Genomic DNA, 11,481 nt, shown 5'->3' with positions numbered 1-11,481 from the left:
CGATCTGTGAGCACACACCTAAATCGTAAATCGCTGGTCGGCTGCCTCTTTGCCTTTGGCCTGATGGGTGGATTCTCCTGCGTAGCATTGGCAGTCGAAGAACGTGGTGATCCTTCACCTGCTACTTCTGCGGATGCGCCGAACAAGACTGCGACCACGTCAAACGAGGCAACGCCGAATCACGCGACGATGCCTCATACCAAGATGCGCCATGAGTCGATGGATCATGACCAAGAAAACAAGAAGGCGGATTGAGATCATGACCAGGAATTTTTTACGCCCAACGTTGATGGTATTGGCAGTTTCTACGAGTCCTGTCTTCTTTGCCGTGGCTCACGCCGCTGAAGAGATGGATCACTCCAAGATGAACCATGGCTCCATGGGAGCGATGGACCATAGCAACATGGGGGCTATGGAGCACAGCAAGATGAAAATGGACGACGGTCAAATGACCGGCATGGAAAGTATGGATGAAGGGACGACGACAACCAGTCGAACCCCTATCCCCGTTCTTACCGATGCTGACCGTGCAGCCGCCTTCCCAGATGTCGCTGGTCATGGTGTCCACGACAAAACAATCAACTCTTTCATGCTGCTGGATAAGTTTGAATACCAGGATGCTGACAACGGTAGTGCGTTGGCCTGGGATGCGAAAGGATGGATCGGCGGTGACATTGATCGACTGTGGTTGCGCTCGGAAGGCGAACGTACCAATGGCGTGACGGAAAGCGCTGAATTATCCGCGCTCTGGGGGCACTCCATCGGACCGTGGTGGGACGTCGTCACCGGTGTACGACAGGATTTCAAACCAGGGTCCCCTCAAACCTGGGCCGCACTCGGCATTCAGGGCATGGCCCTCTACAACTTCGAGGCCGAAGCAACTGCCTACATCGGTGAGAACGGTCAATCGGCTGCTCGACTGGAAGGCGATTACGACATTCTGCTGACGAATCGATTGATCTTGCAGCCGACGGCCGAGGTCAATTTTTATGGGAAGAATGACCCTCAGCGCGGCATCGGGTCCGGATTAGCCAACACCGAAGTGGGGCTCCGATTGCGTTATGAGATTGTCCGCCAATTTGCCCCTTATATCGGGGTGAGTTGGAGCCGTTCCTATGGCAATACGGCAGACTTTGCACGTGAGGAAGGTGAAGATGCCAGCGAGGCACGCTTTGTCGCCGGTATACGGATGTGGTTCTGAGAACCGGGCATGAAGATTACACTGAAGGCACTAATAGCTGCTGGTCTGGCCACCGTAGCAGCGGCTGCCGGCGTGGTGTATTTCGGCGTGATCAATGTCGGGGCGGATGATCCCCACTCTGCCCCCGTCTACGCGCTACTTTCTATTGCTCGGGATCGCTCGATACACGTGCGCTCGCGCGACATTCAGGTCCCCGACCTGAGCCAAGAAGCTCTCATCCGTGAAGGTGCTGGCAACTACAACTCGATGTGTGTCGGTTGCCATTTGGCTCCGGGGCTTGCAGGCACCGAACTGAGTAACAGCCTTTACCCTGCACCTCCGAATCTTTCGAAACTGGGCGTCGACGGGCACCCAGCTGCAGCTTTTTGGATCATCAAACACGGAATCAAATCCACCGGCATGCCCGCGTGGGGCAAAAGCATGGCCGATCCCTACGTATGGGGGATGGTTGCATTTCTCCAGCAGCTTCCGTCACTGGATGCAGAGCAATACAAAGCTCTGATCACGAGTAGCAGTGGCCATCAACACGGTGGTGGCGAAAGCGTGATGCACAACCATGAGGGTCAGCATGGAACGATCCAGGGGCAAAGTGGCGCAGGTGCTGCCGACCAAAGGGCGGAAGTCCGCGCTCATGATGACGAGAAAAACACGGCACATGCCCATGGCCCCTCCGCAGCGCCATCTGCAAAGGAGCCTGCTGACCACGCCGATCATAAGGGTAGGGAAGCTTCAGATGACGCGGCCCCGACTCCAACCGTACAGCCCAAATCACATACACATACTGATGGGAAGGAACATACCCATGCGAAATAATTCTCTTCGTCGCAGACGGGCACTTCGTCTCGCTGCTTTCGTGGCTCTGTTCATCAGTTCAGCCAGTCACGCAGCAGAGCCATTGACGATCGATGTACATCGCGACGCTAATTGCGGGTGCTGCAAGAAATGGGTCCAGCACCTTGAAGCCAGCGGCTTTACCGTCGTTGATCACGTGGAAACCAACATGAGCGCGATCAAGCGCGGTTTCGGAATTTCTCCTGAGCTCTCGTCCTGTCACACAGCAACCATCAACGGAAAGTTTGTTGAAGGTCACGTGCCCGCCGAGCAAATCATTGCGATGAGCAAACGTGATGACCTGCTCGGGATTGCCGTTCCAGGCATGCCGGCCGGCTCCCCAGGAATGGAAGTGGACGGGAAACATGACGCGTATAAGGTAATCGGCTTGTCAAAGGCAGGCACAGACCACGTCGTCGCTGAATACCCCGAAAACTGATCTTCTAATCTCGCTCCTGCATGGTGAAGGTCATGGCCGTGCAGAGGACATAGCTCATTTCGAACGTAAAAAAGGCGCCACTAGGGCGCCTAAGCCACCTCCCAAACCAAAGGAAAAACAAGGAGGCGGGATGTATCAGGTGGTCGAGCAATTGTTTACTGCACGTTAGAAACCCCTCGACTGACGGACATGATTTCATAAAGTGGATAACTTCAGGCTTTCCTGAAAATTACTTCTACGTCAGCGAGCAGTAAGCTAGTTTCGGACAAAGGAAAATTATGCAGTTCTTAAATAATTTTCATTGTCTAGCTTCCATGGGGGCAGTTGTCGGCCATGACCTTATATTCCACGGTGTTAAGCTTGCCCGTAGAGTCTTCATAGGTCATGCGTGAAGGAGCAACCCCACAGGTTTTATTGGCTTGCGTGACACTGACGACCTTCTGGATATCGAGGTTCATACCATATTCATAATGAACAACTTCAGGAGGAGTCTTGCCGTTCCTTGAGGCATATTGCTCCATTGCTTGTTGGTTCTCTTGCATCATTCGACCATACACGCGGTCACCGCCTCCTTCAGCCATGGCTAATGAAGATAAGGTCAAAATCGAAGCGGCGCAAAACGCTTTCACTGCTGTCATTGCTTTCATGATTTTCTCCTAAAGCTCAATTTACTGAGTTAAAGAGTAACAAGTGAAAGCTTTCAGAAAGCTGCCGCGAAGGTTACTAATGTGAAAGGTGGACGCTACCCCGCATTTACGCTTTCAAGCCAGATAGGATTTTTGTTAACACCCAAGGTTGGCAGACGGTGACGGAACAAAGATGCCCTCAAAAGCTTATTTGAACCGGTGGTCCCTCCCAATTCCTCGATACGCCGGTAGACCTGAGCAGGACCTCCGCGTCGACCCCGGTTCTTGCCAGGCTTTCCAGATCCCACTCGAAGAAACTGCAAAAAGCCAGGAAAACCTTGCTTGATACCGCTGAGGTCAATCTTACCGTCGAGTAATTCACGGGGAGCTTCATCCTGATGAGTTCAGAGACAGTCCACACTAAAGTTCTTAGACGGAAATGCCATACTGACTCCTGATGAATCTTGATCTGTTGATAAGTAAGAGGGAACCTCTGCTTGCGTAGATCCAGCTCATGAGGTAACGAACCTGGGAGCAGCGATTGTAAATTCCGAATGTTCACTCTCTTCGGATCTTTCGTAACTTTATACAGCTCATCTACGCCCGCTTCGATAAGGGCTGCATAGGCGTCGTCTCTTGAGTCGATGGACTTTTCGACCTTAACTGTAGCTTTTTTAGGTGCATGGAGTTTTGCCATTAACCATGCGTTATCATTTTCTAGAATCCATTGCGTAGGTTTGTACGCCTTCTTCCAGAGGTACTCGATATCGGCATCGGTACGTAGCGCTAAAAGCAACTCGATTTTTTGGCGATATCTAGTTTTTTGGCTTAGACGCGATTCTTCGACTTTGGGCGCTCGCGGAGAAACAGCGGCACTCAGCAGGATAGACTCATTTTTCAGAGCCTCTTCAAAGCCATCTGCACTGGAAAACAAGTGAAGAGCAATGATCAAATGCCGCGCGAGCGGCATATTTAGCTGACCTTTGTCTGATTTGAGCCGGATCCATTGCTCATGCTTCCCGGTGTTATAGGCCGGATCAATTTGCGCCAAAAGCTCGTCGCCGTAAGCGCTTTGGATGCTGTCGAACAGTTTTGCAATACCCGCATTTTTTCCGAAAATGAATCCGCGCTTCTTGCATTGGCGGACGTAGCACGAACTCAATACCGTACTGCCTATCGGAGGGATATTGCGTTGCAGGATATCGTGTGCGAACAGAGCGACTTTCTGTTCCATCTTTGACCCCTTGTGTATTGCTGCGCTGTTTAACGGGCTCCAGCCGCATGCACATGGCTCAGTCAGATTGGGAAGCAGCTTCAATTTACGGTAGAACGGGCGAGAGCACTCGGGGCAGGCATGGATCAATGCGTCGCCATGACGCCAACAGACGGCAACACCGGGTATCTGGTGAGATCGATGCCAGTAGGCAGAACCCCGCTCAATCAGATCTTCCTGAACGCAGGTAGGACAAAGCTTAGCCTTGCCATGGGTGGACTCTTCTCTGCGGGGCACCCGTACCACCCCGTCATAACCCAGTGGCCCTACGTCGTTCTCCGGCCCCTGCTTAACGCCAAGAAACGGCCGGTAAGCAGGAAAAGTAGTATTGCTACTGATCAACTCTGCGAGATTGCTCTCCGATTGCCCCGGCAGCCTGTGCGCGAGCCTCTCGATCTGCTTGGGTACGATGCCACCGATGCAAAAGGGTTTCGATGCGAACAAATCGCGATAGGTTTCCGTCGCGGTTCTGTTACCTGACAGATAGTGATATCGGGTGACACGAGAGTAAAGCATTTCATCCGGCATCGAAACGGGGAAAAATAATAGATCAGACATCATTTACCGATTAAAGGTAGGGCTCGAAGAGAATGTGCATCCGGGGGCAGTATATATGCAACCCCTAAAATTCTGTATCCGGTCTGGATTTGAAAATGACACAGCCGCTCAACTTTGAATCGTAGTGAATTCATCTAAATCCTGCCGCGCCCGTATTCCTCGAATACAAAACACGTATCGATAAACCCGCGTAGGTCAGCCCATGCCGGTTGCAAAACTATTTCGGTTGATCGCGGGTTAGTACGTTTACATGCTGATCGTGATGGTATGCCGGACCTTTTCTGGAGGTGAATTTTTTCATTAACAGCAAAATAATGGGTTTATGGTGAATTGATTTAGAACTTTTTTAGATGGAGGGGGAATGTCCAGCTGGATTACAGCATGGGTCGAATGCTCGCGACCCGGTAGAGCGAAGAACGTGATACAGGCTTGCCCTCCGAGAGCAATTGGCATCTAGCCCATCGCAGACGCCTATCGTGAAAGCCTTCGATTGGTTCACATACTTTGTCGAGCATCGCTGCACAGAGAGGAAGCTTGCAGAGCTGTTTTTCGAAGCGGGATAGGACATGAAGCTCACGACCAATCCTCGTACGCGAAATGCGGACAGGCTTACCCGCAAGAGCATAAAGCGCGTCAGCACACTGACGGACTTCGCCGGCCAGTCTCGCATCGAGGGCAGCGAACATTTCGGTGCTATTTAGACGAGGGGTACGATGTGGGCTTGGGTTTGCAGTAGACTCCGAAAGCCACTGCCTATCGTGGCGATACAGCCACGCATACCCCCTGCATGCATGTGCTTTGTAAAATCGATAATCAGCCTCGAAAGCCGCGCGTCTTGCGCATAGCTCAATGTGAAATCGTGCCTCCCTCCAATCATCTTGCCCGCCAGGTACATTTCGGATGTGACGATAGACATACGCCAATGAAACGCTTAGAACCGCAGCGATCTTTTTGGCATCAGCTCCTTCAAGAGCATGTCTCCACACAGCGGCTGACGAACAGTCCAGGCCTTGACCAGGCATCACCGCAGAAGGACGCGTGGGAAGTCTAATGTGAGCTTCCGGGCCACATGCCACCGCCTGTTTCACAGGGCATTGGCCATGCAGCAAGCTCACCATGTCAATGCCCAGAGCACCAGCCAATAAAATGTATTTGAGCGGATGGTGGGAGGTTATAGGCGTACGAAGCAGCTTGGTGACCCATGAGGCGGGTGTACCTGCACGAACTTCCCCGAGTATAGAAAATTCCCATTCTTGCGGGAGTGCGGCAAAAAAATCGGTCATGTGCTCCGCCAGCATGTGCAGGTGCAAGCGATGGTTATCAGAAGCAAGGTTGAGCTGCGTTGCCCTGTGTAAAAGCGTGCAGCGCACCGCCTCCGCCGACAAAGCAGTGACTTCAGACTCAAGGACCTGAAGTGAGCGCAAAGCTATTTCGTGAAGCGGCGGCATGCACCGCAACGGGGTGTCGAGGAGTACTGTGTGTGCTTGCACATTCCCATCATTGGGCAGATTGAGTTGTCGAGAGCTGCGGCTGGACCAGCGAGGATCAAGGATCCTGAGTGACGTGCCGTGATGCGGACATACCAGCACGCCTGGAAGCATGTGGACCCTGTGCCAGTAAGCGACTCCCCGTTGAGCCTGATCTTGGGCGATACATTCTGGGCATAACCGCACTCGGGAGGCGAATCCAATACGGCTCGCGTTGACGCCCAGCTTTAACATCAAGCCTTTCCCATCAGCGGTCATCAGCGTCCGAGCGTGTTCAACCTGGCTCATCCTCAAAAACGGCGCATAGTAGGGTAATAATGTGTGGCGCATGAGGACCTCGGCTACCGATAGCTCGGTACCGCTGGGTAGCGCGTCGACAAAATCCCCTAGATGGCTCGGGAATGCCACATTTTGTGAAAATGCTGCCGCCGATTTCAGTCCGGCAAATGCTGCTTGGCAATTACGAACACCACAAAGACGGGTGTAGCGAGAAATCACGCTGTGCAGCGTCTCGTCGGGAAACGCGGCGGGGAAGAAATGGAGTTTAAGGTGCACTTCACCACCCTCTGACTCACGCTTTGTGATACATCGGTGAGAACTCAAACAGGTCCTCGTTGAGCCAGCCCGCAGCGCGCAGAGCGTCGAGGGGAGCGTCATGTTCGCTAAGCGCTTTAGCCTCTGAGCTTTCCACAGCAGTAGCAATCGGCGATGGGTGGTCTTTCGCAAGGATGCTTGGAGATGGGTCTGCCGGCTTCTCACGGGATACAACGCTTCGAAGCAAGGCAAGGCGATCCTCTCGTGCCAAACCATCGAAGACCATCATTTCGCTCAGCTGATCCTCAATCGGCAGCAAATCGTCGAACTGCCGCATCCGCTTCGGATCTCGGCTACGCAGAGCTGAAAGGGCTGGCTTTAGAATCTGCATTTTTGAGTTGCTTACCTTCACCAGGATCTCAGCAGTCAAACACTCCGAGCCACTCTGGACCGCATAACGCTGACTCAATACCAGCAGCTTGACCAGGAAATCTGTGACGCCTTGAGTGTGCTCATACAGCATGTCAAAAATCTCGTCGGTCAGCTCAGCAGTCTGTTTGCACCACTGATAGCTCCAAAGATTTTCGACCAACAACCGCCACTCCTCATCATCCTTTTCGAAGCGTTTGAATTCGAGCGTACCGGCACCACAGACTCGGCGGGCAGTCCGCATGGCTTCAGAGAACAAGCTAATCGTCGAATTCGTGCCACTGAAAACGACCGGGATACCAATGTTGTTTACCAAATGCAGAAAAAAATTCAGCATGCTCTCCTTACCACCGGTTTTCGCCAGGTGGAGGTTTTGCAGCTCGTCGATCAATAAGGCGCCGATGAAAAATGTGCTGGCCACCTGCTCCATCTGTTGCAGCGCATCATTGATGTTTCGATGCCTGTAGCGCTTGTGGTAGTCCTTGTCTCCTAGAGCGTCACCCACCGCATAAAAAAACTGCTGACAAAATCCAGCCAGCGATCCATCCCGAGGGCAGTCAAGCTTCAGCCATGTGATTTGGGTATGAACAAACTGCTTTCCCTCATAGCGCTCATGACGGATTGTCTGTGGATAAAGGCTCAAAATGGCGTGGAGTGCCGTTGACTTGCCAATGCCGCTCAGGCCAACGACGGTAAACGTTTCTGCAGTGGACTTGAACGCATCGTGGTAACGCTGAGCCCCAGATAAAGAATGCAAATGCCGGACGGTAGCGGGCGACATCGGGTTACGCCCAACATACCCTCGACGAATGAGCAGTGAGAACAGGGCCTCCAATTCCAGATGTAGCAAGAACGGCTGTACCACGGTTCTTAGCCGGTCGATACAGTGAATTCGAGTGGCTCCTTCGAGAGTCAGCTCTTTCGGATCCACCGGCTGAGGAAAATTCGAGATCAGCTCAACAGCCGCCGCCTCTGACAATATCGGAGGCAAAGCTTCGATAAGCGGGTTACCCGCATACTCACTAATGTCCTGTCTGACGTAATTGGCAAACGTCTGTGCACCTTTCATTTTGCCTGTCCTGGCCGAATTCTTTTGAGCAAATCGATAACCTGCGCAGTGCGCTCGCCGGCATATGAATCATGCGCTTTCGGTGTCAATTCAGATTGAAGTGAAGCTGGCTCCGCCCTGACGCCTTCAGGAACAACCGCATTTTCACGCTCACGGAGACGTTCTTCTGCGCGGTTCTCGCGGATGTTTCCAGTGGCCTCTGCCTTGGTGGGCGGAGCAGGTTCCAGTTTTCGTTCTGCGAGTGCATGACTGATGATCTGGTGGACCTGATCGCTAAGCTGCACACGGCTTTCCAGCTCGGCTCGCCGGCGAGTAGGCGGTTTTTGGCGATAGGCTTCGAGCAGATCAAAAATCTCGTCCGAGCGGTAATTCGCGTAACCGGCATCCGATCGTCGAAGATCACAACGGATAAACTGCTTGGCCTCTCCCTGAATCCAAATGTGTGCCGCAGAGTTCGGATCGAACCAACACTCTATTGACCAAACGCCCCCTTTGCGAGCCTTGGCAAACCAATCTTTCTCTATGGCCATATCACACACGTAGTGCATGCCGCGAAACATCACTCCGCCCTTTTGAACGGTCGCGCGCTCACGGGGTAAAAGGTGGAGATAAACCAGCTCGTCGGGACGTTTGTTGGATTCCATCAGGTCGTTGTCGCAGGCCCAATTCCATATCCCGTTGGGCGTAGGTTCAACGCCGTCATTCATCATCGCTTGAGTCAGTCGGTCAGGCTGTCGATGGTGCCGGTTATAGTGGAGCACGCAATTAATGAGGATTTGGGTGAACTCTTTGAGATTCAGCGTGGCATCGAGCCGGTAATCTCGCTCGCCGCGCTCTTTGTCCCGCGCAGCCACCCCGCCAGGTAGCCATCTGATACCCGTCAAATCATTCAAAATGCCAAACCGACTTTCTACCATAGGCTTCCAATCAGGCCGATAAGGTGGAGCAGTGCCCATCTCAATTCCCAATCCTGAGGATAACCCCTCTGCTGCGAGTGACAGCATCTCTCCCCGGTCGGCGTAAATCTGGTGGGGCAGGTGGTGACAATTCCAATCATCTGCATTGATTTCAACGCCGTTCTGAGCGCAGAACTCGACTTTGGAGGTAAACGCGTTGAACAGCGCTTGTCTCGCCCCATTCCAACTAGGGCCCTCCAATCCTACATAGAGACCAGCAATCATTCCGGAGAAACTATCCACTACGATATAAACGACGGGCCGACCAATGAGCATCCGTCTAGAGTAGCTGTTGACCAAATAAATATCGGCAATCGTTGCGTCGATTTCGAACTGATGACAGGGTCCACGCAGCCAATCGCGAACGGTACCTGAAAGCGGACGGCAATCCTTTAACCACCTTCTCAACCCTTTACGGCCACGCTCGGTTGCAATCTCGTCGAAAAAAATCTGTCCCCAATATTGGAACTGCCTCAAGCTGGGGAGTTCTGAACTAGGCAACAAACGAAGCTCTTCTTCACTGTTTTTGGAGATGTCTCGAACAGAGTAGAATCGTCTCAACATTTCGTCATATGCGCTCGAAATAGAAGATTTCTTATCTCTTACATAAAGAGCATATCCAACACGGATGCATCGTTTATCAACGGCACTGAGCATCTTGGAAGGCGAAGTAAGAACGCCTTGAAATTTAGGCTTTCGCCCTGGTGGCCTGCTCGGATCATATTTTCTATCGGCAATACCTACTGCCGTATAATTGTTAAGCAATGAGTTGCGAACTTGACCATAAGACCAATAGCGGTAAAGAAGCCGATAGATGGTTTTCCGCTGGATTCCGAGCTCTGACGCCCGTTTGCTAACAAGTCGGCCTAACTCACCTCGTACAAATATTTGTCCTGGGTATTCAGGATCTAGCAGAGGGGCGATGACGGCCCACTTTTCGTCCCGGCCTTGCTTGGCTCTCTCATCCAACTGTTCCTCAAGCACAAGCATAAACTCTGGCGTGGTAATGGCTGCTGGTTTGGTGTGACCAGACGCTATCGAGCGACGCAGCTCCTCCAGACCAACCGCGTACGGCTGTCGGGGTGGGTCAGCTAGATCTATCACAACTGCTAAGTCTTGCGTTTCATCGTGGTAAAGGAGCCTGGCTATCGTAGCGATGACCGACAGATCGGTTACAGGCTCGAAGACGTCATTAACGAGAACAGTCATGACATTTTCTCCTTCAACGATACTTGGACAGGGCTCGGGGAAACTTCGAAGTCAGGGACTAGACCAGTAAGGTGGAGAGGAGTGTTAACCAAATCTATTTTCAGTATTTTGTTCCAAACCAGATGGAAGAAAATTGCTTGAGCGTCTATGTAGGAAATGGAAAGAAGGGACGCTATTTTTCTTAGACAGGTGGCCAAGGTCCACGAATATTCCCGGGAGTTTGCTAGGCACTCGATAAAATTCGAATGCAACGGGGCTTTCATTAAATCACGAGAGAGCTTCGAGTATTTTCTGATAAGTCCAAGATTTTTGATCAAATCCCGTGTCACAAATTCGTCTGTGACGATTTTCCAATCAACACCTTGGCTTTCCCAAAAGCGCTTTTCAATCTCAAGTTTTTCAAGCGTTCTTTTACTGCCGCTGCCAACTAAATCGGAACGATACTTCACCGTCCTCGCTACCGATTTGAAGTTTCCGCTCGGGTCCTTAACAGTTAACAGGAAATCTGTTGTCATCACATAAGGCAGTGTTGTTCTAGGGTATCTTGGATAACGTACATCGATCGCCGACGCTATCGCCTGCGCACGCTCTGTGGGTAGTAACGGGTATTGCTCCCGGATATCCACGACGTCTTCAGAAAATTCACACACAAGAAAGTAAGAACGCTCGAGATCTGACAGGAGGTGATGAATCCTCTCGATCCTCACACCTTGGATCTTGTGCGAACGACCAATCGACGGGACATCTTGTACCCGCAGCCAAGGCACGTAGCTTGCCCCGGCGCCTTCGCCAAATCCATTTGCAATGTGCCGTTCAATGTCCTGCTGTGATGCAAATTTACGACCTCGCAACCCACGCCTCCTCAGTCG

General features: G+C 52.0%; 10 protein-coding genes. 4 read left to right on the top strand and 6 right to left on the bottom strand.

Features of this window, described 5'->3' with window-relative positions; translation table 11 throughout:
• Nucleotides 1–6 precede the first annotated feature (6 nt).
• From ACFZPT_RS00665 to ACFZPT_RS00650, 4 genes are read left to right on the top strand one after another with little or no spacing between them, the layout of a single operon-like run.
• Complete coding sequence (locus tag ACFZPT_RS00665) at nt 7–255, top strand: hypothetical protein (RefSeq protein WP_143170045.1); 249 nt, start codon at nt 7–9, stop codon at nt 253–255.
• A complete protein-coding gene (locus tag ACFZPT_RS00660; protein WP_039593195.1) occupies nt 227–1,201 on the top strand; it encodes a copper resistance protein B in 975 nt (324 codons plus the stop codon). The genes ACFZPT_RS00665 and ACFZPT_RS00660 overlap by 29 nt, the downstream gene beginning before the upstream one ends.
• Nucleotides 1,202–1,210: 9 nt before the next feature.
• Nucleotides 1,211–2,014 (top strand): cytochrome c, encoded by an 804-nt coding sequence (locus tag ACFZPT_RS00655; protein ID WP_039593194.1) that lies wholly within the window; start codon nt 1,211–1,213, stop codon nt 2,012–2,014.
• Nucleotides 2,004–2,471, top strand: coding sequence for a DUF411 domain-containing protein (locus ACFZPT_RS00650; protein ID WP_039593193.1), 468 nt, complete (start codon nt 2,004–2,006; stop codon nt 2,469–2,471). The genes ACFZPT_RS00655 and ACFZPT_RS00650 overlap by 11 nt, the downstream gene beginning before the upstream one ends.
• 305 nt (nt 2,472–2,776) lie before the next feature.
• On the opposite strand, the gene ACFZPT_RS00645 is transcribed toward ACFZPT_RS00650, so the two are convergent.
• The 6 genes from ACFZPT_RS00645 to ACFZPT_RS00620 all read right to left on the bottom strand — a co-directional run bounded on the left by ACFZPT_RS00645 (nt 2,777) and on the right by ACFZPT_RS00620 (nt 11,463).
• Nucleotides 2,777–3,109 carry a DUF2790 domain-containing protein gene (locus tag ACFZPT_RS00645; RefSeq protein ID WP_039593249.1) on the bottom strand — a complete coding sequence of 111 codons (333 nt, stop codon included), beginning with the start codon at nt 3,107–3,109 and terminating at the stop codon, nt 2,777–2,779.
• A gap of 187 nt (nt 3,110–3,296) precedes the next feature.
• Entirely contained in the window at nt 3,297–4,928 is a 1,632-nt protein-coding gene (locus tag ACFZPT_RS00640; protein ID WP_230082024.1) for a TniQ family protein, read from the bottom strand.
• Nucleotides 4,929–5,302: 374 nt separating this feature from the next.
• A complete protein-coding gene (locus tag ACFZPT_RS00635) occupies nt 5,303–6,970 on the bottom strand; it encodes a TnsD family Tn7-like transposition protein (RefSeq protein ID WP_073470823.1) in 1,668 nt (555 codons plus the stop codon).
• Nucleotides 6,971–6,986: 16 nt separating this feature from the next.
• Nucleotides 6,987–8,447: an ATP-binding protein gene (locus ACFZPT_RS00630; RefSeq protein ID WP_039593188.1), complete on the bottom strand. Its 1,461-nt coding sequence runs from the start codon at nt 8,445–8,447 to the stop codon at nt 6,987–6,989.
• Nucleotides 8,444–10,612: a Mu transposase C-terminal domain-containing protein gene (locus tag ACFZPT_RS00625; RefSeq protein ID WP_039593187.1), complete on the bottom strand. Its 2,169-nt coding sequence runs from the start codon at nt 10,610–10,612 to the stop codon at nt 8,444–8,446. The genes ACFZPT_RS00630 and ACFZPT_RS00625 overlap by 4 nt, the downstream gene beginning before the upstream one ends.
• The gene (locus tag ACFZPT_RS00620; RefSeq protein WP_039593186.1) at nt 10,609–11,463 is read right to left on the bottom strand and encodes a TnsA endonuclease N-terminal domain-containing protein; all 855 of its coding nucleotides are present in this window, start codon (nt 11,461–11,463) and stop codon (nt 10,609–10,611) included. Before ACFZPT_RS00620 ends, ACFZPT_RS00625 begins: the two co-directional genes overlap by 4 nt.
• Between the last annotated feature and the right edge of the window lie 18 nt (nt 11,464–11,481).

It is taken from the genome of Pseudomonas sp. MD330_10 (assembly GCF_042610415.1).
GTDB lineage: Bacteria > Pseudomonadota > Gammaproteobacteria > Pseudomonadales > Pseudomonadaceae > Aquipseudomonas > Aquipseudomonas rhodesiae.
Note: the sequence above shows the minus strand (reverse complement) of the source record. Positions and strands in the feature narration are given on the sequence as shown.

Bases quoted from the DNA above. Each gene is read 5' to 3' on its own strand.
- ACFZPT_RS00660 (WP_039593195.1), top strand. From the start codon at position 227: ATGACCAAGAAAACAAGAAGGCGGATTGAGATCATGACCAGGAATTTT.
- ACFZPT_RS00655 (WP_039593194.1), top strand. From the start codon at position 1,211: ATGAAGATTACACTGAAGGCACTAATAGCTGCTGGTCTGGCCACCGTA.
- ACFZPT_RS00650 (WP_039593193.1), top strand. From the start codon at position 2,004: ATGCGAAATAATTCTCTTCGTCGCAGACGGGCACTTCGTCTCGCTGCT.
- ACFZPT_RS00645 (WP_039593249.1), bottom strand. From the start codon at position 3,109: ATGACAGCAGTGAAAGCGTTTTGCGCCGCTTCGATTTTGACCTTATCT.
- ACFZPT_RS00640 (WP_230082024.1), bottom strand. From the start codon at position 4,928: ATGTCTGATCTATTATTTTTCCCCGTTTCGATGCCGGATGAAATGCTT.
- ACFZPT_RS00630 (WP_039593188.1), bottom strand. From the start codon at position 8,447: ATGAAAGGTGCACAGACGTTTGCCAATTACGTCAGACAGGACATTAGT.
- ACFZPT_RS00625 (WP_039593187.1), bottom strand. From the start codon at position 10,612: ATGACTGTTCTCGTTAATGACGTCTTCGAGCCTGTAACCGATCTGTCG.